Consider the following 21,096-nt stretch of genomic DNA (forward strand, 5'->3'; position numbering starts at 1 on the left):
GTATGACATTCATTCACCATGAGATGGACGGACAACGGATGCTGGAACAAGGGATAAGCCGACGCCGTCTGCTGCTGGGAGCCGGTTGCCTGATGGGCACCAGCCTGCTGTCGTTTCCGGCGGTGGCGAGCCGCAGCACCTCGGGGCGTGAGCTCAGCTTCTTCAACCTCAACACCGGCGAGCGGGTGCGTGCCAGCTACTGGGAAGATGGCCACTACCTGAGCGACGGTCTGGCGGAGCTCAACCATATCTTCCGCGACTACCGCCGCAACGAAGTGTTCAATATCGACAGGAGGCTGTTCGATCAGCTGTTCCTGCTGCAGCACAAGCTGGGCCGCAAGGGGGAGATCCAGCTCATCTCGGGCTACCGCTCCCCGGCCACCAACCGGCAGAAGCGGCGCAAGAGCCGCGGCGTCGCCAAGCAAAGCTACCACACCCTGGGCCAGGCGGTGGACGTGCGCCTGCCAGGCGTGCAGCTGGCCCATTTGCGCAGGGCCGCCTTGGATCTCAGCGTCGGCGGGGTGGGGTATTACCCGTCCGACAACTTCGTGCACCTAGATACCGGGCCCGTTCGCAGCTGGTGACAGGTGCACAGTGGTGTCGTATGTCGCCGATGAACGCTGGCAATGAGTGGGGGGCGGCTGCTAGGCTCTGGACTCCAACCAGAGGAGAGAAAGATGAAGCAGATTTTGATCGGGGGAGTGATCGCCCTGCTGCTGACCGGTTGCAGCAAGCTCAACCGGGAGAACTACGACAAGCTGAAAGTGGGGATCAGCTATGCCGAGGCGAGCGCCATCCTCGGCAAGGCCGAGCGTTGCGACGATGCCCTCGGCACCACCAGCTGCGTCTGGGGAGGAGAGGGCAAGAACATCAAGATCCGTTTCATCGCCGACAAGGCGACCTTCTTCAGCTCTGAAGGGATCAACTGAGTCAGATTCATCGGTTCATTGCCAACAAAAAAGCGCCGTCCGGCGCTTTTTTGTTGTTCGCGATCCGCTCAGGGCGACCAGAAACTGGCGCACTCAGTGGGTCGCGTACTGGTAGTTGAAGGTAGGCAGCCCCCACTTGAAGCGCACCGCCAGCAGCCGCAGCACGAAGCCGATGCCGATGGCGCCGAAGGCGGCCCAGTCGTTGGGCAGTCCCTGATCCAGGGCGAGGCAGTAGAGGGCGGCCGTCACCAGGGAGACGGCGGCATAGAGCTCGCGCTTGAACACCAGGGGGATGCGTTGGCACAAGAGATCCCGCAGCACGCCGCCGAAGACGCCGGTCACCACGGCCATGATGCAGGCGATGCCGGCCCCGTGCCCCATCTCCAGTGCCCGGGCGGCCCCGAAGATGGAGAAGACCACCAGCCCCAGGGCATCGAGGGCCAGGAACAGCTTGCCGAGGTAGCGCATCAGGGGGGCCGAGATGACCCCCGCCATGGCGGCGCCCGCCACTAGCAGCACGTATTCGGGGTGCTCCACCCAGAGCAGGGGGTAGTGCCCCAGCAGCACGTCCCGGATGGTGCCACCCCCGATGGCCGTCGCCGAGGCGATGATCACCACGCCGAACAGATCCATCCGCCGCCGGCCCGCCGCCAGCGCGCCCGTCATTCCTTCGGCCACCAGGCCCAGCAAGAAGAGTGCATGTAACATGAGATATCCCAGGGTGCGAGAAAGGCCCGCATCCTAACAATCCAGCGTTGGCGCGACAAGCACTCTTGCTAGTGCATTAGATTAAGTAATGAAAAGGGGGCTTTCGCCCCCAGTTTTGATCATGGCTTTCCGGCTCAGCGGCGCAGTTGCTCGGATCTGTACTGATCCACCCACATGGCGGTGGCGCCACAGATAGCGACCGGCATCACGAACAGGTTCACCACCGGGATGGCGGAGAAGAGGGTGACCAGGGCGCCGAAGCTCAGGCACTTGCCGCGGCGCTGCTTGAGGGCGTCGCGCATGGTGATGAAGTCGATCTTGTGGTTGTCGAACGGATAGTCGACGTACTGGATCGCCATCATCCAGGCGCTGAGGAGGAACCAGAGCACGGGGGCCAGGGTCTGTCCCACCACGGGGATGAGGAAGAGGATCAGGCAGCCGATGGCCTTGGGCAGGTAGTATTTCAGCTTGGTCCATTCGCGGCCGAAGGTGCGCGGTACATCCTTGACCACGTCCAGCATGCCGGTGTCGTTCATGGTCTCGCCGGTGAGGACCTGTTCCACCTTCTCCGCCAGCAGGCCGTTGAAGGGGGCGGCTATCCAGTTGGCCACCGAGCTGAAGATGAAGGAGAAGACCACCAGTATGGTGATCAGGGCGATGGGCCAGAGCAGGTAGTCGAGCCAGGAGAGCCAGCTCGGGATCTGCTGGTGCAGCCAGGCGAACAGGCCGTCCAGCTGCAGCAGCAGGGCGTAGAAGGCCCCGGCAAACAGCACGAAGTTGACCAGCAGGGGGATCATCACGAAGGTGCGGATGCCGGGCTGGCGCAGGAGGGAGAAGCCGCGCAGGAAGTAGTCTGCGCCGCTGACCGAATCTTTGACCATGTGGGGTGATTGGCTCATGTGAGCTCCATCAGTGAATGGGGAAAGTGCCAGCATATTACAAACAAGCCCTTGATTTGGTAAAGTCGCCGACTATTCCTTGTCTCTTGCCCGTTGCGACTGGCCGCCGGGCCTTGGGATGCTGCCTGCATCTGACAGGCAAAGCCGGGCTTGGCGCTGTGCCCGCCTCCTCCTTAATTTTCGTTACCGACATAGGCCGCCATGCGTCTGAAATTGATCAAACTCGCCGGTTTCAAGTCGTTTGTCGAGCCGACCCGCATCGAGCTCAATGCCGACATGACCGCCGTGGTGGGACCCAACGGTTGCGGCAAGTCCAACGTCATCGACGCCGTGCGCTGGGTGCTGGGGGAGAGCTCCGCCCGCCACCTGCGTGGCGAGAACATGACGGACGTCATCTTCAACGGCTCCGTCAACCGCAGCGCCCACGGTCGCGCCTCGGTGGAGCTGGTGTTCGACAACCCCCACAACCGGGTGCCCGGCGAGTTCGGCCGCTTCACCGAGATCTCGGTGCGCCGCGAGGTGCTGCGCGACGGCTCCAACCACTATCTGATCAACGGCCAGAAGTGCCGCCGCAAGGACGTCACCGACCTCTTCCTCGGCACCGGCCTCGGGCCGCGCAGCTACGCCATCATAGAGCAGGGCACCGTCAGCCGGCTGGTGGAGTCCCGCCCTGCCGATCTCAAGCTGTTCATGGAGGAGGCCGCCGGTGTCTCCCGTTACAAGGAGCGGCGACGTGAAACCGAGCAGCGCATCCGCCACACCCAGGAGAATCTGGAGCGCCTCGGCGACATCCGCACCGAGCTGGGGTCGCGCCTCGAACACCTCAAGGCCCAGGCCGAGACCGCCGAGCGTTACAAGCAGCTCAAGAGCCGCACCCGCGCCGCCAAGGCCGAGCTGATCGGCTCCGAGCTATGGGCGCTGGAGACGCGCCTCGGCGAGGCCAAGAGCGATCTGGCCCAGGCCGAGCAGGCGCTGGCGGCCCTCGATGCCAAGCGCACCGCAGACGAGGGCCGCCACGTCACGCTGTCGGTGGCCCGCCAGGAGGCCCAGGCCGAGCAGGCGAGCCGCCAGCAGCAGATCTTCCTCGGCGGCCAGGCCATCGCCCGCCTCGAGCAGCAACAGCTTCACCAGACCGAGCTGGGCCGCGACTGGCAGGCCAGGCGCCAGGCCCTCGGCGAGCGCATCGACGGGCTCAAGGCCCAGCTGACCAGCCAGCAGGAACAGCAGGCCGAGGGCGCCCTCCAGGCTGAGGTGGCGTCGGCACGCCTCGAGCAGTGTGAGCAGTTGCTCGCCGACCAGCAGGGCGTGCGTGCGGCGGCCGGTGAAGGGCTAGAGCAGGCGCGTCAGCGCCAGCAGCAGTGGCAGCAGCAGCTGGGCCAGTTGCAGGGGCGCCTCAACCAGACCCGGGCCGAGGTGAACGGGCTGCAGGAGCTGCAGGCCAAGACCCGGTTGGCCCGTCTCAAGCTGGAGGATGAGCAGGCCGGCCCCCTCGGCGGGGAAGGGGAGAACCTGCAACCCGAGCTCGACGCCCTGGCGGAGGCGCTCGCGCTCTCCCGCGCCCGCCATGATGAATCAGAAGAGGCCTGGCAGGCCGGCGTGGCCCGCCATGAAGCACTCAAGGCAGAGCAGAGTCGCCAGCAGGGATTGCTGCGGGAGCTGGAGGCCCGCCTCGCCACCCTGGATCAGATCCTGGGGGATCAGATGGCGGGCGCCACCCTGGCGGATCGGCTGCAGGTTCCCCCCGAGTGGGCCCGGGGACTGGACAAGGTACTCGGCCGCTGGCTCACCGCGACGCCTGCGGATGAGTGCCATCCAGAACAGCATGGGCTCTGGATCGGTCCGTCCAGGCCCGCGGTGCCGGGGACCCTGGCGGCCCAGATCGGGGGGGCGCACATCCCCGCCTTCCTCAACGCCATCTGGCTGGTGGGGAACCGGGAGGAGGCGCTGGCCCGCCAGCACCGCCTCTCTGCCGGTGAGTCGCTGCTCACTCCCGCCGGCGACTGGTTTGGCCCGAACTGGGCGGATCTCGGCGAGGGCAAGGCCCTCGGCACCCTGGCGCTGCTCGGCGAGCGTGAGCGGTTGCACACCGAGCAGGCCGCGGGCCGGGAGGCGCAGCGCCGGCTCGATGAGCTGCTGGCCGAGGCCGACGGGACTCGGGCCCAGCTGCACGGCGCCGTTGAGCTGGCCCAACGCACCCTGCGCGAGCAGGAGCAGCGGTGGCAGCAGCTGCGCGAAGCCTGGAGCCTGCGCGAGGGGCAGCGCCAGGAGCGGTTGCAGCGCCTCGGTCAGCTGGGGGAAGAGCTGGCCCGGCTGGCGCAAGAACAGGCAGAGGAGGCCGAGCGGCTGGACGTAGCCAGGACCCGGCTCGAGCAGGACGAGGCGGCCCTGAGCGAGTTGCAGGAGCAGGGGGAGGCGCTGGCCGAGGCGCTGCTGCTCGCCCAGGAGAAGGTGAGCGCGGCGGAGCGGGGACTGGAAGAGGCCCGTGCACGGCGGGAGCAGCAGCAGGCCGCCTGTCAGCGGCTGCAGCTGGAGCAGCAGAATCTGTCCCAGCTCATCGCCCTGCGGGAGCAGGAGCTCTCGCGCCTCGGGCTGGAGCTGGCCGAGCTCAAGGAGCCGGGGGCTGCGCCGGATCAGGATCTGACCCCCCTGCTGGTGGAGCAGCGCAACCTGGAGGCGCAGCAGCTTGCCTGTCATCAGCGGCTCGCCGAGCTGGAGCGTCAGCTGGCCGAGCTGGAGCAGGCCAGGAGCGCCGACCACAAGCAGCTGGTGCAGCTCCAGGAGAGGCTCGCAACCCTGCGCCTCGAGCGCGAGCGCAACCTCACCCGTCGCCAGGGGCTGCACGAGCAGTTCGAGGAGCTGGGGGTGAGGCTGGTGGATCTCGATCAGGCGCGGCTCATCGCCGCCGATCGCGGCAAGCTGCGCCAGGAGATCCAGACCCTGGAGGCTCAGGTGGAGGCACTTGGCGCCATCAACTTGGCGGCGCTTGAGGAGTATGAAGAGGCGAAAACCCGCGCCAGCTACCTGGAAAACCAGTGCCAGGATCTGGAGCAGGCGCTGGAAACCCTGAGCCAAGCCATTAAAAGAATTGATAAAGAAACACAAATACGCTTCCGCGACACTTTCGATAAGGTCAATGAAGATTTAAAATCCCTGTTTCCGAAAGTGTTCGGGGGGGGCAGTGCCTGGCTTGAACTCACCTCCGACGATATTTTGGAGGCCGGGGTGAGCATCATGGCGAGACCTCCGGGCAAGAAGAATGCTACCATTGCCCTGCTTTCCGGGGGGGAGAAGGCGCTAACCGCCCTTGCGCTGGTTTTTGCCATCTTCAGACTCAATCCAGCACCATTTTGTCTGCTGGATGAGGTGGATGCACCGCTCGATGAAGTGAACGTGGGTCGCTTCTGTTCTCTTGTCAAAGAGATGTCGAGCACAGTACAGTTCGTCTACATCAGTCATAATAAGGTCTCCATGGAGATGGCAGAGCAGTTGGTCGGCGTCACGATGCAAGAGCCCGGGGTTTCGCGCATAGTGTCGGTCGATATCGGCGAAGCCGTCGCTTTGGCTGAGCAAAACTAGAAAGAGAAGCAGCTAATGCAGGAATTGCGTTACATCTTGGTTGCCCTGGGCGGTATTGCCATCGCGGCATTGCTCATTCACGGGTTGTGGAGCAACAGAAAGAACCGTCAGGCACCGATCAAGGAGAAACCCCTGGGTCGGATGGAATCCAAGTCGCGGGAACGCGACAGCGATGCGTTCGACAGCGATGGTATCGGTCAGGTGCGCGTGGTCAGCGGTGGCCGCCGTGCCGAGCCCAAGCTCCACCACGATGAACCCCGCCAGCCGGACGTCAGCCGCCGTGCCGCCGCGCCCGCCTTCGATGATGAAGATGACGATGTCGATCTGCCGCCCCCCGTGGTGCGCAAGCCCGCCGCCCGCCCGGTGGCGCCCCAGCCCGTCTACCAAGAAGAAGAGGACGAGTATGAGGAGCCGAGCGCAGAGCCCGTGGAAGAGGCGCCTGCCGCGCCTGTGCGCAAGCCTGCCCAGGTGATCCGCCGTACCCCGGTACACCGTTCCCGCCCGCAGCGCGAACCCATGATGCAGCCGCTGGACGAAGAGCCGCTGGTGGAGCCCGCCTACGCCCAGGCGCCGACCTTCGGTGCCCGCGAGGCCGCTCCGCAGCAGGCGCCCCGTTATGCCCAGCCGGCACCGGCCTATGAAGAGCCTGCCTATGATGACGAGCCCGCCTATCAGGAGCCGGTTCATGCGACCGAGCCTGAACCCGCCCCGGCCCCGGTCGAGAAGATCTGGCAGGATGTCTATGTCATCAACCTGATGGCGCGTCCCGGCCACGATCTGCAAGGGGCCACCCTGCTCTCCTCCCTGCTGGCGCTCGGCTTCAAGTTTGGCGAGATGGACATCTTCCACCGCCACGAGGATCTGGGCGGCAAGGGCGAGGTGCTCTTCTCCATGATCAACATGGTCAAGCCGGGCACCTTCAACCCCTATCGCATGGAGCAGTTCAGCACCCCGGGTGTGTCGCTCTTCATGCAGCTGCCGCTGCGCAGCAATGCCGCCTTCGCGTTCGAGCACATGTTGCAGGCCGCCGATCAGCTGGCCAGCGATCTCGACGCCATGCTGACCGACGCCTCGCGCAGCCCGCTGAGCGACGATACCATCGCCCGCTACCGCCACGAGCTGGCGGCCTACGAGGCGAGCCGCGACTAATACGCCATGCGGGTCGAATGAATGAAAAGTGCGGTACCCAGGTACCGCATTTTTGTTTGTATTCTTACCCTGCCTACTTCAATCACAGTCCGAGACTTCCCCATGAGCGATATCCTTTCCCGCCACCGTCAACTGTGTGAGCTGCTGACCGAGTACGGTCATCAGTACTATGTGCTGGACGATCCGACCGTGCCGGACGCCGAATACGACCGCCTGATGCGCGAGCTGATCGCGCTGGAGGCCGAGCATCCCGAGCTGAAGACCCCGACCTCGCCGAGCGTGCGGGTGGGGGGCCAGCCGCTGACCGCCTTCAAGCAGGTGCGCCACGAGATCCCCATGCTGAGCCTGGACAACGTGTTCAGCGACGAGGAGCTGCTGGCCTTCGAGCAGCGCATGCGGGATCGCCTCAAGAGGGAGCTGAGCTTCACCTTCTGTTGCGAGCCCAAGCTGGACGGTCTGGCGGTGAGCCTGCTCTACGTGGACGGCCAGCTGGTGCAGGCCGCCACCCGGGGGGATGGCACCACGGGGGAGGAGATCACCGAGAACGTGCGCACCATCAAGGCCATACCGCTCGCCCTGCGGGGCTCGGGCTGGCCTGCTCGATTAGAGGTCAGGGGGGAGGTGTTCATGCCCAGGGCCGGGTTCGAGGCGATGAATGCCAAGGCGCTGGCGGCGGGGGAGAAGGTGTTCGTCAACCCGCGCAACGCCGCCGCCGGCAGCCTGCGCCAGCTCGACTCGCGCATCACCGCAAGCCGTCCCCTGAGCTTCTATGCCTATGGCGTCGGGGTAGGCGGCGAGCAACTGGGGGACTCCCACTTCGAGCGCCTCAACCAGCTGAAAGCCTGGGGCCTGCCACTCAGCCCCGAGGTGAAGCTGAAAGAGGGCGCCGTCGGCTGCCAGGCGTTCCACGACGACATCCTGGCCCGTCGTGGCGAGCTCCCTTATGAGATCGACGGCGTGGTCTACAAGGTGGATGCCATCCCCCTGCAGGAAGAGCTCGGCTTCGTGGCCCGCGCCCCGCGCTGGGCCACCGCCCACAAGTTCCCGGCCCAGGAGGAGATGACTCTGCTTGAGAATGTCGAGTTCCAGGTCGGCCGCACCGGCGCCGTGACCCCGGTGGCCAAGCTCAAGCCCGTGTTCGTCGGCGGCGTCACCGTCTCCAACGCCACCCTGCACAATGCCGACGAGATCGAGCGCCTCGGCGTCATGATCGGCGACACCGTGATCGTGCGCCGGGCCGGGGACGTGATCCCGCAGATCGTGGCGGTGGTGGAGGCGCAGCGCCCGGCGGATGCCCGCGCTATCCTCTTCCCCTGCCAGTGCCCTGTGTGTGGCTCCGCCCTGGAGCGGCTGGAGGGGGAGGCGGTGACCCGTTGCTCCGGCGGCCTGTTCTGCGAGGCCCAGCGCAAGGAGGCGATCAAGCACTTCGCGGCGCGGCGCGCCATGGACGTGGACGGCCTCGGCGACAAGATAGTGGAGCAACTGGTGGACAAGGGGCTGGTGAAGACCCCGGCCGACCTGTTCGGCCTCAACGCCATCCAACTGGCCGGTCTGGAGCGAATGGGGCAAAAGTCCGCCCTCAACCTGGTGGCGGCCATCGACAAGGCGCGCAGCACCACGCTGCCGCGCTTCCTGTTCGCCCTGGGGATCCGCGAGGTGGGGGAGGCGACGGCGCTCAACCTCGCCAACCACTTCCTCACCCTGGAAGCCCTGCGCGCCGCCTCGGTGGAGCAGCTGCTCGAGGTACCCGACGTGGGGGACATAGTGGCCAAGCACGTCTACTACTTCCTGCGCCAGCCCCACAACATAGAGGTGCTGGAGGCCCTGCTGGCCGCCGGCATCCACTGGCCGGTCATCGAGAAGAAAGCCGCCACCGAGCAGCCCTTTGCCGGCAAGACCTTCGTGCTGACCGGCACCCTCACCACCCTGTCCCGCAATGACGCCAAGTCGGCGCTGCAGGCCCTGGGGGCCAAGGTGGCGGGCTCGGTGTCGGCCAAGACCGATGTGCTGGTGGCCGGCGAGGCGGCGGGCTCCAAGCTCGCCAAGGCCCAGGAGCTCGGCATCACCGTCTGGAGCGAAGCGGAGCTGCAGCAGGCACTGCAGGGCTGACGGGCCCTGCCTTCACGCCAAACGAAGAACCCGGCCTGGTGCCGGGTTCTTCTTCTTTGGGTCATCACTCGCGCCAGAGGGTCTTGTAGCGCCACTTGTCGGGCAGGGTGAGCCGCCAGCGGGTCAGCTCGCTCTCGCTGAAGACATATTCGCCGCGCAGGGCGGCGCGCGGTGCCAGGGTTCCGGGTTGGGCGCCCGCCAGGATGGCGCCGATCAGCTCGGCCGCCCTGGCCCCCTGATCGCGGCCATCCAGCACCAGGCCGCCGATGGCCCTGCCCTGGCCCACCGAAAACTCCCAGAAGCAGAACAGCGGCACCGGGCTGTGGGCGCTGGCCCACGCCAGTACCTCCTGCTCGTTCACATGCCTGCCCTGATCGTCGGTGAGGGTGTGGTAGAGGCCGATAAAGATGGCCTGATAGCCGTTCTGCTTGGCATGGAGCACGGCCTCCTGCCACAGGCCGTAGTCGCCGATCAGCTGGCTGTTGATCAGGGTCTGGCCGACCCGCAGCTCGGTCTGGATCTTGAACTCGTCCTCGATGGCGGTGAGCGACACCTGGCTGGAATCAAACAGTACCAGCGCCTTCTTGATCCCCCCCATCAACTGGCTCATCTCGCTGATGTTGCGCTTGAGCAGGGGGCGCTCCAGCACACCGGTGATCATGGGATGGCCCACCAGCCCCTTGTGGCGCGGATTCTCGTTCATGCCGAGGAACACCACGGGCGTGCCCAGGGTGGCTATCTCGCCGGCCAGGTAGTTGATGGCGTTGTCATCGCCGAGCACCACCAGCTCCGGCCTGACCTGCCGGTAGAAGGCCAGGGCCTGTTCGGCGATCCGGTCGAACTCCTCGGGGGGACGGCGCTTGGTGTCCATGTAGAAGTGGCTGATGCGGTGGGCGCTGCCCAGATGGGCCTCCAGGCTGGCGTTGTAGCTTCGATCCCACAGGTATTCGGGGTGATAGCTGCTGATCACCAGGATCTCGGCCCCCCACAGCCGCAGCGGCAGGGCACACAGCAGCAGTAGCAGTCGCCGCAGTAGAGGCTTGGTCATGTCGCGTCCCATCGGACAGGCAGAGAATCGTCACTCATTATGTCCATTTTGGTGCAGGCCTGTCCCGGTCAATTACTGTCGGAGGGAAAATCTTTTTCCAGTTGGCCGGATGACGCGCCAGCCCGCCCCCCGTCTGGGATGCACAAGAAAAGCCTCTTTTGGCGCTGGTTGTGAACTGCCCCACCCCTCCGAAAACCTGTTCTGGATCAAGAAACGAGGTACCGCTTTGGTGCCTAATAGACCCCACATATAGGGGTAGGCATAAAAAAAACACCCATATATAGTGTTATAAAGCTGTGCATAAGTCGTCACCCTCTCAGTGTCAGCCCGGGTTGTCCAAGCCTTGGCTGAATTTGTTTGCGCCGGGGACGGGCGTGGAGAAGGGGACTCAACAAGGGTGAGCCGAGGGCGAGAGCCAGGCCTTTAACGCGGGGAAAATCGATGAAACCGGTAGTGATCAAACGCGATGGATGTCGTGCACCATTCAATGGCCAGCTGATCGCCGAGGCGGTGAGCCGGGCGGCGGAAGCTGTCAATCAAGCCAATCCGGCGCTGGCCGAACGCATCGCCGGCGCCGTCAGCCAGGAGCTGGAGGGGCGAGGCGAGGTGGACATCCACGAGATCCAGAACCGGGTCGAGAACCACCTGATGGCTTCCGACGACAAGGCCATCGCCCGCGCCTACATCGAGTACCGGCACGACAGGGATCAGGCCCGCGAGGCCCGTGGCCGGCTGGCCCAGGAGATCCGCGGCCTGGTGGAGCAGACCAACGCGGCCCTGCTCAACGAGAACGCCAACAAGGACTCCAAGGTGATCCCGACCCAGCGCGACCTGCTGGCGGGCATCGTCGCCAAGCACTACGCCATCAGCCACATGCTGCCCCGCGACGTGGTGCAGGCCCACGAGAGCGGCGATCTGCACTTCCACGATCTCGACTACTCCCCCTTCTTCCCCATGTTCAACTGCATGCTGATCGATCTGCAGGGGATGCTGACCCACGGCTTCAAGATGGGCAATGCGGAGATAGACACCCCGAAATCCATCAGCACCGCCACCGCGGTCACAGCCCAGATCATCGCCCAGGTGGCGAGCCACATCTACGGTGGCACCACCATCAACCGCATCGACGAGGTACTGGCGCCCTATGTGACCATCAGCTGGCACAAGCACCGGGAGGTGGCCGAGGAGTGGGGGATCCTGGACGTGGATGCCTACGCCATGGCCCGCACCGAGAAGGAGTGCCACGACGCCTTCCAGTCCCTGGAATACGAGGTGAACACCCTGCACACCGCCAACGGCCAGACCCCCTTCGTCACCTTCGGTTTCGGCCTCGGGGACAGCTGGGAGTCGCGCCTCATCCAGCGCGCCATCCTCGGCAACCGCATCGCGGGCCTCGGCAAGAACAAAAAGACCGCCGTCTTCCCGAAACTGGTGTTCGCCATCAAGGACGGCCTGAACCACAAGCCGGGCGATCCCAACTACGACATCAAGCAGCTGGCCCTGGAGTGCGCCTCCAAGCGGATGTACCCGGACATCCTCAACTACGACCAGGTGGTCAAGGTCACCGGCTCCTTCAAGACCCCCATGGGCTGCCGCTCCTTCCTCGGCGCCTACGAGGAACACGGCGAGCTCATCCACGAGGGGCGCAACAACCTAGGGGTGGTGAGCCTCAACCTGCCGCGCATCGCGTTGAAATCCCGCGACGAGGCGGATTTCTGGGACAAGCTGGATGCCGCCCTGCGGGTGGCCAAGCAGGCGCTGATGTACCGCATCGAGCGCCTGGACGGGGTCAAGGCCCGGGTCGCTCCCATCCTCTACATGGAGGGGGCCTGCGGCGTGCGCCTCAAGGCGGACGACAACATCAGCGAGATCTTCAAGCACGGCCGCGCCTCCATTTCCCTGGGCTACATAGGGGTACACGAGACCATCAACGCCCTCTATGGCACCGACGTCCACCTGTTCGACAGCGAGACCCTGCGCCAGAAGGCCATCGCCATCATAGCGCGGCTCAAGGCGGCCACCGACGAGTGGAAGGAGGAGACCGGCTACGGCTTCAGCCTCTACTCCACCCCGAGCGAGAACCTCTGCACCCGTTTCTGCCGCATCGACGCCAAGGAGTTTGGCGTGGTGGCCGGGGTGACCGACAAGGGCTACTACACCAACAGCTTCCACCTGGACGTGGAGAAGCGGGTGAACCCCTATGACAAGCTGGACTTCGAGGCGCCCTACCCGCCCATCGCCAGCGGCGGCTTCATCTGCTACGGCGAGTACCCCAACATCCAGCACAACCTGGAGGCGCTGGAGAACGTCTGGGACTACAGCTATGACAAGGTGCCCTACTACGGCACCAACACCCCCATCGACGAGTGTTACGACTGCGGCTTCACCGGCGAGTTCGAGTGCACCTCCAAGGGCTTCACCTGCCCGCGCTGCGGCAACCACGACCCGGCCAAGGTGTCGGTGACCCGCCGGGTGTGCGGCTATCTCGGCAGCCCGGATGCGCGCCCCTTCAACGCGGGCAAGCAGGAAGAGGTGAAGCGCCGGGTCAAGCATATGTAAGCGAGCAGACCCCACCCCAGCCCTCCCCTTGGCAGGGGAGGGGGCAAAGAAGCTCCTCCCCCTTTCGAAGGAGGAGGTTGGGAGGGGGTTGGCCGTTAACCCAGAGAACTCGAATGCACTACCACCAGTACTACCCGGTCGATGTGATCAACGGCCCCGGCACCCGCGCCACCCTGTTCGTGTCGGGTTGCGAGCACCAGTGCCCCGGCTGCTACAACCAGAGCACCTGGCGCCTCGATGGCGGCAGGCCGTTCGATGAGGCCATGAGCGATCGCATCATCCAGGATCTCAACGACACCCGCATCAAGCGCCGGGGTCTGTCGCTCTCGGGGGGGGATCCTCTCCACCCCGCCAACCTGCCTTTTGTGCTGGCGCTGGTGAAACGGGTGCGGGCCAAGTGTCCCGACAAGGACATCTGGTGCTGGACCGGCTATCGCCTGGATGAGCTTTCGCCGGCCCAGCGCGAGCTGGTGGCCTTGCTGGACGTGCTGGTGGATGGCAAGTTTGAAAAGGAGTTGGCAGACCCAGGCCTGCTCTGGCGTGGCAGCCGCAACCAGATCGTTCACGACCTCAACGCCTGGCGGGAAGGAGGGGAGCGGATCCCCTGTCTGGTTTGCAGTTGAGGCCTTGGGTGTTTATGGTTAGGCCAACCCCAAGACATCTTTCACGAGGAGCCCCATGAACAATCTGCTCAAGATCCTGCTGGCCATCTTCCTGCCCCCGGTCTGCGCCTTTATCCAGGTGGGTTTGAGCCTGCATTTTTTCATCAACATAGTGCTGACCCTGCTCGGCGGTCTGCCCGGCATGGTCCATGCGCTCTGGCTGGTGGTGAGCGACAAGCGCGGCTGATCCGCCCGATTGAAAAAGGCCAACCCCGGGGTTGGCCTTTTTTATTGCGCGCCAGATGGGGACTTTCCGGATAAGCCCCTTTGCCTGACACTGGCAGTCCGCTCAAGGAGCCGAGCGGTACAACGAAGAGGGAGTGTCAGTGCGTTTGAAACTGTTGTTGCTGTGGGCCAGCCTGGCCCTGCTGGGGGGCTGTGCCAGCCCCACCGCCAAGCTGAATCAGCCTCCGGTGGATGTCACCTGGGAAGAGCTGCCCGAATACTGGGTGCTGGTGGGGGATATAGGCACCTTTAACCCGGTCGGGGGGTTGCCGGAGAAGAAGCCGGTCAAGGGGTATGTGACCCTTCGCTATCTCATCGATTCCAATGGCAAGCTGTTCAGCCCCGAGGTGCTGGAATCCCATCCCCCCGGCGTGCTGGACCTCATTGCCATCTCCGGGCTGGCGAAGATGCGCTACCGGCCATCCGAGCAGAATCCACAAGCCATTCCGGCTCGGGTAGTGGCCCGATTCGAAGTGGAAGTGAAATGACAAACACCCCGGCCAGGCCGGGGTGTTTCGTGTGGGCTCTGTGCCATGGCGGCGCGGCTCACTGCTCCTTGCAGTCGTTGTAGCGGCTCTGCCACTCCCCGGCGTCATCGCGCATCTCGACGAATCCCTCCTTGCCCTTGTTCCACCAGACCACCTGATGATCGTCCGTGTAGCGGGCGCCGGAGGCGGAGACCGCCTGGGGCAGGGTGTAGTCCTTGCCATCGGGCAGGGCGAGCTTGACGAAGTTCAGACTCTCGTCCGAGAGGGAGAAGTAGCGCACCTGCACCTTCTGGTTCTGTTCGCACAGGTAGGTGACGGGATCCCCGCCGGTGACGCCCAGCTTGCCGGCGCCCAGATCGCAGCCGCCGAGCAGGGTCAGGGCCCCGGTCCCCAGTAGAAAGAGCTTGGCGTGTTTCATGTCGCATCCTTTGAACGGTGTCATATGGCATTGAGCCTAACAGGATGAGGATCAACTGCAACCTCATCATGGGCCCCCTGCGTCGGGATGCGTCCTGCCGACGGGCAGGAGGGCCGCCGCCTCGGCCGTGCGGCGGACAAAAAAACGCCCCGGCAGGCAAGCGGGGCGAAAGGGAGCCGTCCGATGGCAACAGAAAAGGGTCAATGGCCGAACCGCGTCACCTCGAAGTGGTTGAGCAGGCGGTGGATGAGGTAGCAGGCCAGCAGGGTGGCCACTATGGCCACCAGGATGCTGCTCACCCGGTAGAGGGCGCTGAACACCAGATCGTTGCCGGGCGTCAGGTACTGGCCGAACAGGATGCCGAGAGTGGTGAGGGCGCCGAACCCGACCCCGGAGCCGCTCGCCTCCTTCACATGGGCGTAGCTGAACAGCATGGCGCCGAGCCAGAGCACCGGGGTCACCAGCAGCAGCAACCCGGACCAGTCGTAGAGCACCAGTTGCCCGAGTATGCCGAAGCTCACCCCGAGCAAAGTGCCCATGGCCCGCTTGCGGGCATAGCCGAGGGCGCCGTTCCAGTGCATGGGGAAGAGCAGCAGCAGGGTGGTGGCCTGGGCCGACATGGAGTCGCGCAGATCGAGGGTCTGGAACACCAGGAATGACAGGGTGGCGATGCTGGCACCCAGCAGGGCCTCGTGACGCATCCGGTGCGGTGCCTTGGGGGAGGGGGCCGGGATGGGCCTGGCCTCTACGTCCGGGATCAGGGCCGTCATCAGATAGGCGATGAGCACCGACAGGACGCTGGCCCAGAGGTTGCTGAAGATAAGGTCGTTCAAGTCCGTCTGCGGATAGCTGGCAAAGTGCAGCATGATGCTGAGGCTGAGCACGCCATTGGCGCCGAACAGGAACAGGCTGCCTCTGGACATGGCGGCGAAGCGGTAGAGGAACAGCAGGAAGACCAGGGGGGTCATGAGCCCGGGGTGGCTGCCGAACAGGCCCCCCAGCAGGCCCACCTCCAGCCCGCACATGGCGGCGGAGGCGATGAGCTGGCGGGCGGCGTGGCCGTTCATCACCGGCACCATGCCGAGCAGCAGCACCGGGGTGACGGTGAAGAAGACCCCGTTGCTCCAGCCGAAGATCTTGCACAGCACAAACCCCAGGGTGCAGCCGAAGGCGATGCGCAGACACTGGCGCAGCTCGTTGGCGGTGAGGGGCCTGTGCCACAGGTTCATGGTGGTCATCTCAGTAGATGTAGTGCAGCAGGCTGAGCAGGCGGATCTGGCCGCGGGCCAGCAACCCGGTCAGGGTGTTGTCCGGCAGCAGTTGCACCGTGGCGCGGGCCCCGGCCGGCAGATGGGCGGGCAACTGCTCCAGGGTCAGGTGCAGGCGCAGGCGCTGGGCATCGCGCACCCAGCGATCGGACTCGACAGGATTCGCGAGCTGGCCGTTGGCGTCGAACTGGCCGGCGCTGACCCCGGCGTCCAGGCTGGCGACATGGGCCGGATAGAGGCGGCCTGGCTCGCCGTCGAAGGCGACGAGGGCCTGGCTGCCCGGGCTGACGTGGCGCAGGCTCTTCTCGCGAAAATCGGCGATCACGTCCACCTGCTCCGAGACCAGGGCCAGCAGGGGGGAGCCCGCGTTGGCCACGCTGCCCGGCTTGAGCTGCAGGTTGGTGATGATGCCGTCCTGGCTTGCATGGACCCGGCTGTAGGCGAGGTTGAGCTCGGTCTGGGCGAGGCGGTTGCGGGCCTGGCGCAGCAGCAGGTTGTCGTCGCCGGGCAGCCCCCGGCTGACGCGAGCCTGCTCTACCCGGGCCTGGCTGCCGAGCAGGTTGGCCCGGGCGGTGCGGGCGGCGCTGTCGGCGTCGTCCTTCTGCTGCTCCGACACCATGTGACGGCGATAGAGGGCGTCGATGCGGGCCGCTTCCCGCTGCTTCTGGTCGGCCTGGGTCCGCAGTGAGCTGTACTCCGCCTCATAGGCGGTCAGGGTCGCGTCCAGCTGGCGGTTCTGCTGCTCGGCCTGATCCAGGGCCAGCCTGGCCTGCTCGACCGCGAGTTCGAAGGGGACGGGGTCGAGGGCGAACAGCAGGTCCCCCTGTCTGACGTGCTGGTTGTTGGTCACGGCGACCTCGGTCACCTTGCCGCTGACCTGGGGCGCCATCCGGGTGACGACCCGGGTCGCCATGGCCTGGGGCGTCAGGGGCATCTTGATGTCGGCCAGCAGAAAGTAGCCAAACACCAGGGTGAAGCAGGCGATGGCCCACTTTATCCAGCGCTTGAATTGTTGATCCGGAGTCATCTCATTCTCTCTCTTCGTGCTGTGCGGCTATCTTGCCGAGGGCGTTGGTGGAGATGCGGTGCACAATGTCTTCAAACTGGGCCAGCTCCTGCTGGCTGATGCCGACGAGCAGCTCACGGCGTACCTCCATGATGCGATCCTCGATCTGATCGAGCAGCGCCTTGCCGGCCGGGGTCAGGGTGACGATGCGGGCCCGCTTGTCCTGGCTGCAGCAGTGGCGTTCCACCAGACCCTGCTCCTCCAGCTGGCCCAGGGTGCGCATCAGGGAGGGCAGCTCTATCTCCAGCGCCTCGGCCAGGGTCTTCTGGCTGAGATGGCCACCGAGCCGGCTGAGTTTCCACAGGGCGGTCCAGCGGGGATGGGTGAGCCCCAGGGGTGCCAGCTCGAGGTCGGCCACGGTGCGCCACAGCCGGTGCAGTCGCCCCAGCTGCTCGGCGAGGGAGAGCTCGCGCAACATCTCCAGATCCTTTCCCATGATGGGCTCCTCATTTAGTTAGCTTGCGAAGCATTATAATTGTTTCGCAGGCTAAGTAAATAGTGTGATGCAGGTCACGTTCAGATTCGGGGCTGCCGTGGTGTTTAAGTTTTTATATGGCTTTGCGGGCCAGCTAACCGACAGTGGCGCACCGGGGCGCTAGAGTGACGCCATGCCCGGCGCCGGCCCTGGTCATTGCTCCCGCCAGGCTGTGTCCGCACCCCGGGCCTTCTCCTGACGTTGCAAGGTAACAAGATGAAACTGCGCCACCAGCTGGTCACCCTCTCCCTCGGCCTGTCGCTGCTGCTGATCCTGATCCTGGGGGGACTGCTCGCCCTCTTCATCCGCCACCTGCTGGAGAGCAACCTGGAGGAGAAGGGGAGCGATCTGGCGCGGGTGCTAGCGGCGGACAACCGGGTGGTGCAGGCCCTGCAACTGGGCAGCGATCCCGGCCTTAGGGACTATGTGCAGGGGATCTGCAAGCGCACCGACGCCGCCTACATGGTGGTGACCGACGAGCACGCCCGGCGCCTGAGCCACCCCTCGCCCGAGCTGGTGGGCCAGACCTTCCGGGGGGAGGACATCTGGCCGGCGATCCACGAGCGCCGGAGCTACTGCTCCCGGGACGTGGGCACCCTGGGCCCCGCCATCCGCTGCTTCTCCCCGGTGATCGGGGCGGACGGAAGCGCCATCGGCGTGGTGGTGGTGGGGTATCTGATGCGGACGGTGGAGGGCATCTACCTGGATCGCATCGCCCTGCTCCTCGGTGCCATCGGCGCCGTGCTGGGCTGCGGCCTGCTGCTGGCGCTCTGGCTGCAGCACCGGCTGAAACGCACCCTGCTGGATCTGGAGCCTGAGACCATCGCCAACCGCTTCGCCCGGCAGGATCTGGTGCTGGAGGGGATCTCTGAGGGGATAGTGGCCCTCGACAGCCAGCACGGGATCACCATGCTCAACAGCGCCGCCTTCTACCAGCTGCGGCTGCCCGGCACCGGTCGCCACGCCCTGCTGGGTCACTCCCTGGCACAGCTGGCCCCCGCGCTGCTGCCGATCCTGACCCAGGAGGGCAGGGTACGCTTCACCGTGCAGGGGGAGGACTTCGTCGGTCACTGGCAGGAGCTCGGCGGCCGCGAGCCCGGCCGCATGCTGATCTTCAGCCGGCCGGACGGCACCGGCAGCCTCGGCATGCAGGTGACCCACCTGCGCCAGTACGCCGAGATGCTGCGCATCCAGACCCACGAGTTCGCCAACAAGCTCGGCAGCCTTTCCGGCCTGCTGCAGCTCGGTCACGTGGAGGAGGCGGTGGAGCTGATCCAGCAGGAGAACGAGGCCTGCCAGACCATGCTGCAAGGGGTGCTGCGGGCCATCGAGAACAAGCCGGTGGCCGGGCTCATCCTCGGCAAGTTCAGCCGGGCGCGGGAGCTGGGGGTGGAGCTGGTGCTGGACACCGGCTCGTCCCTCGGGGAGTACCCGGCGGAGGTGTCGGCAGATCTCATCACCTGCATCGGCAACCTGCTGGACAACGGCCTGCGCGCCGCCTGGGGGAACCGCGAGCACACCGCGCCCCGGGTGCTGCTCTCCCTGGATGACCTTGGCCGGCGGCTGGTGATCGAGGTGGAGGACAGCGGCGAGGGGGTGGACGAGGCGCTGGCGGATCATCTGTTCGACTATGGGGTGAGCCGCCAGACCGGCGATCACGGGGTGGGCCTCTTCCTGGTCCAGAAGACCGTGGCCCGCCGCGGGGGTGTGATAGAATGGCGGCGCACCACCGAGCAGACGACACTGTTCGGTATCTATTTGAATAAAAACCAATTGGTGTAAGTCATGAAGCCAATTTTCACGCTGATTATCGAGGATGACGAGCGGATAGGCGCCATGTTGGCGGAGCTGATCGCCTCGACCCCGGGGTATGCCTTGCCGGGGCGGGCCGGGAGCCTGGCCGAGGCCGATCACATGCTGCGTGCCACCGAGCCCCAGCTGCTGCTGGTGGACATCTCCCTGCCCGACGGCTCGGGGCTGGAGTGGGTCAGCCGGCTGCGCAGCCACAACCGGGAGGTATTCGTGATCATGGTCACCGCCTCCTGCGACGTGGAGACCATACAGCAGGCCCTGAACTTGGGGGTGCAGGACTACATCATCAAGCCCCTGCGGCTGTCCCGCATCCAGCAGAGCCTGGACGAGGTCCTCGTCCTGCACCGCCGCCTGTGCGAGCGCGGTTCGCTGGCCCAGAGCGATCTCGATCGGCTGCTGGGCAAGGGGCGGGGGCAGCCGCGGGAGGTACGCGAGACCCCCAAGGGGATCGACGCCATCACCCTGCGCCAGGTGCTGGAACTGCTGGCCGGCGAGCCGGATACCACCTTCTCCACCGACACGGTGGCGCTGCGTCTCTCCCTGAGCCGCACCACGGCGCGCCGCTACCTGGAGTTTCTGGAGTCCGAAGACAAGCTGGACGTGGAGCTCAACTACGGCCAGCGCGGCCGCCCGGAGCGCCGCTACCACTGGCGGCGGGAGCACTGACCCGGCGCCGGTGGCTGGCCGTTCAGACGGGCAGCGCAGACTCGCAGCGCAGACAGAAAGGGAGCCAGGGGTTCCCTTTCTGCTGTCCGGTCCTTGCCCTGTTTTTTATGTCGTCTGGCCCGCTCTATCTGGGATCACCCGAGAAGGGGTGCAGGACGGTGCGGGCGCGCTCGAACAGGGCGATGAGGTGATCCGCCACGGCCCGCACCCGCCGGGAGTGGGCGAGATCGCTGTGGATCACCAGCCAGATGGGCTGATCCACCCCGAGCTCCGGCAGGAGGCAGACCAGATCCGTCTGGTGGGCGAGAAAGTGGGGCAGCACCGCGAGCCCGAGGCCGGCTTTGGCGGCGGCGTGTTGTGCCGCCAGGGTGCCTGTCTCCACCCGGCAGGGGCGGCCGCGCAGCATGCGGGTCATCCATCTGGCGGCGGGCAGGTGGCTCTGGGTTTCGTTCCAGCCGATGAAGTCATCCCGATCGAAGCTGGCGGCATCCCCCCCGGGGCTGCGGGCATCCAGGTAGGTGCCGCTTCCGTAGAGACCGAACCCCAGGGTCCCCAGGCGCCGGATAGTGAGGTTGCCGGCGTCGGGCTTGACCATGCGCACCGCGAGATCGGCATCGCGCCTGTGCAGGTTCACCGTCTGCACCCCGGTGACCAGCTCCACCCTCAGCTCGGGGTGCTGGGCAAAGAGCGTCGGCAGGGAGGGGATGATGAGGGGATTGGCCAGGTTCTCGGCGGTGGCGAGGCGCACGGTGCCGGCCACCTGTCCCTGCAACTGCCCCGCCTCGCCAAAGGCCAGCCCCGCATGTTCCAGCGCCTCGGCCCGCTCCAGCAGGGCCTCACCGTCGTCGGTCAGGCGATAGCCCTGCTGGTGGTGGCTGAACAGGGGCAGGCCGAGGGCCGCCTCCAGCCTGTCCAGGCGCCGGGAGACGGTGGCCACCCCCATGCGAAGGGTGTGGGCGGCACCGCTCAGGGTGCCGCTGCGGGCGATGGCCAGGAAGACGCGGGCGTCGTCCCAGAGCAGGGTGTCGTGCATAGGCTT

The 21,096-nt window shown here is 65.6% G+C and carries 19 protein-coding genes; 11 read left to right on the top strand and 8 right to left on the bottom strand.

Annotation, left to right across the window (positions count from 1 at the left end):
• Positions 1-38 precede the first annotated feature (38 nt).
• Positions 39-584, top strand: coding sequence for a peptidoglycan L,D-endopeptidase MepK (locus BN1132_RS01125; RefSeq protein WP_042074266.1), 546 nt, complete (start codon positions 39-41; stop codon positions 582-584).
• 93 nt (positions 585-677) lie between these two features.
• On the top strand, positions 678-929 hold the full coding sequence (locus BN1132_RS01130; protein WP_042074267.1) for a hypothetical protein: 252 nt from the start codon (positions 678-680) through the stop codon (positions 927-929).
• Positions 930-1,022: 93 nt separating this feature from the next.
• Here the strand turns inward: BN1132_RS01130 and BN1132_RS01135 are convergent, their stop codons facing one another.
• Together BN1132_RS01135 and cysZ are read right to left on the bottom strand one after the other, a co-directional pair.
• A complete protein-coding gene (locus tag BN1132_RS01135) occupies positions 1,023-1,637 on the bottom strand; it encodes a trimeric intracellular cation channel family protein (protein ID WP_042074268.1) in 615 nt (204 codons plus the stop codon).
• 134 nt (positions 1,638-1,771) lie between these two features.
• Positions 1,772-2,536: a sulfate transporter CysZ gene (gene cysZ, locus BN1132_RS01140; RefSeq protein ID WP_042074270.1), complete on the bottom strand. Its 765-nt coding sequence runs from the start codon at positions 2,534-2,536 to the stop codon at positions 1,772-1,774.
• A gap of 201 nt (positions 2,537-2,737) precedes the next feature.
• On the opposite strand from cysZ, the gene BN1132_RS01145 reads away from it, so the two are divergent.
• The 3 genes from BN1132_RS01145 (at position 2,738) to ligA (ending at position 9,370) form a co-directional block, all read left to right on the top strand.
• On the top strand, positions 2,738-6,112 hold the full coding sequence (locus BN1132_RS01145; RefSeq protein ID WP_042074271.1) for an AAA family ATPase: 3,375 nt from the start codon (positions 2,738-2,740) through the stop codon (positions 6,110-6,112).
• Between the two features lie 15 nt (positions 6,113-6,127).
• Positions 6,128-7,261, top strand: a complete 1,134-nt coding sequence (zipA, locus tag BN1132_RS01150; RefSeq protein WP_042074273.1) for a cell division protein ZipA — start codon at positions 6,128-6,130, stop codon at positions 7,259-7,261.
• Positions 7,262-7,363: 102 nt separating this feature from the next.
• A complete protein-coding gene (gene ligA / locus BN1132_RS01155) occupies positions 7,364-9,370 on the top strand; it encodes an NAD-dependent DNA ligase LigA (RefSeq protein WP_042074274.1) in 2,007 nt (668 codons plus the stop codon).
• A gap of 64 nt (positions 9,371-9,434) precedes the next feature.
• Here the strand turns inward: ligA and BN1132_RS01160 are convergent, their stop codons facing one another.
• Complete coding sequence (locus BN1132_RS01160) at positions 9,435-10,418, bottom strand: ABC transporter substrate-binding protein (RefSeq protein ID WP_042074275.1); 984 nt, start codon at positions 10,416-10,418, stop codon at positions 9,435-9,437.
• Between the two features lie 441 nt (positions 10,419-10,859).
• On the opposite strand from BN1132_RS01160, the gene nrdD reads away from it, so the two are divergent.
• The 4 genes from nrdD to BN1132_RS01180 all read left to right on the top strand — a co-directional run bounded on the left by nrdD (position 10,860) and on the right by BN1132_RS01180 (position 14,352).
• Positions 10,860-12,977: an anaerobic ribonucleoside-triphosphate reductase gene (gene nrdD / locus BN1132_RS01165; RefSeq protein WP_042074278.1), complete on the top strand. Its 2,118-nt coding sequence runs from the start codon at positions 10,860-10,862 to the stop codon at positions 12,975-12,977.
• 113 nt (positions 12,978-13,090) lie between these two features.
• Positions 13,091-13,600: an anaerobic ribonucleoside-triphosphate reductase-activating protein gene (nrdG, locus tag BN1132_RS01170; protein WP_042074279.1), complete on the top strand. Its 510-nt coding sequence runs from the start codon at positions 13,091-13,093 to the stop codon at positions 13,598-13,600.
• A 55-nt stretch (positions 13,601-13,655) separates the two neighbouring features.
• Entirely contained in the window at positions 13,656-13,826 is a 171-nt protein-coding gene (locus BN1132_RS19250) for a YqaE/Pmp3 family membrane protein (RefSeq protein WP_042074281.1), read from the top strand.
• Positions 13,827-13,965: 139 nt separating this feature from the next.
• Entirely contained in the window at positions 13,966-14,352 is a 387-nt protein-coding gene (locus BN1132_RS01180; protein WP_042074282.1) for an energy transducer TonB, read from the top strand.
• 58 nt (positions 14,353-14,410) lie between these two features.
• Here the strand turns inward: BN1132_RS01180 and BN1132_RS01185 are convergent, their stop codons facing one another.
• The 4 genes from BN1132_RS01185 to slyA all read right to left on the bottom strand — a co-directional run bounded on the left by BN1132_RS01185 (position 14,411) and on the right by slyA (position 17,540).
• Positions 14,411-14,770, bottom strand: a complete 360-nt coding sequence (locus BN1132_RS01185; RefSeq protein ID WP_042074284.1) for an MliC family protein — start codon at positions 14,768-14,770, stop codon at positions 14,411-14,413.
• Positions 14,771-14,970: 200 nt separating this feature from the next.
• Positions 14,971-15,999 (bottom strand): DUF2955 domain-containing protein, encoded by a 1,029-nt coding sequence (locus tag BN1132_RS01190; RefSeq protein ID WP_042074382.1) that lies wholly within the window; start codon positions 15,997-15,999, stop codon positions 14,971-14,973.
• Between the two features lie 10 nt (positions 16,000-16,009).
• On the bottom strand, positions 16,010-17,065 hold the full coding sequence (locus BN1132_RS01195; RefSeq protein WP_042074285.1) for an HlyD family secretion protein: 1,056 nt from the start codon (positions 17,063-17,065) through the stop codon (positions 16,010-16,012).
• Between the two features lies 1 nt (position 17,066).
• Positions 17,067-17,540 (bottom strand): transcriptional regulator SlyA, encoded by a 474-nt coding sequence (gene slyA, locus BN1132_RS01200; RefSeq protein WP_042074286.1) that lies wholly within the window; start codon positions 17,538-17,540, stop codon positions 17,067-17,069.
• Between the two features lie 255 nt (positions 17,541-17,795).
• Between slyA and BN1132_RS01205 the strand changes: the two genes are divergently transcribed.
• Both BN1132_RS01205 and BN1132_RS01210 read left to right on the top strand, forming a co-directional pair.
• Positions 17,796-19,361, top strand: coding sequence for an ATP-binding protein (locus BN1132_RS01205; RefSeq protein ID WP_042074287.1), 1,566 nt, complete (start codon positions 17,796-17,798; stop codon positions 19,359-19,361).
• Positions 19,362-19,364: 3 nt separating this feature from the next.
• Positions 19,365-20,057, top strand: coding sequence for a response regulator (locus BN1132_RS01210; RefSeq protein WP_042074288.1), 693 nt, complete (start codon positions 19,365-19,367; stop codon positions 20,055-20,057).
• A 124-nt stretch (positions 20,058-20,181) separates the two neighbouring features.
• On the opposite strand, the gene BN1132_RS01215 is transcribed toward BN1132_RS01210, so the two are convergent.
• Positions 20,182-21,090 carry a LysR family transcriptional regulator gene (locus BN1132_RS01215; RefSeq protein ID WP_042074289.1) on the bottom strand — a complete coding sequence of 303 codons (909 nt, stop codon included), beginning with the start codon at positions 21,088-21,090 and terminating at the stop codon, positions 20,182-20,184.
• Positions 21,091-21,096 lie beyond the last annotated feature (6 nt).

Source organism: Aeromonas sanarellii, from assembly GCF_000820085.1.
GTDB lineage: Bacteria > Pseudomonadota > Gammaproteobacteria > Enterobacterales > Aeromonadaceae > Aeromonas > Aeromonas sanarellii.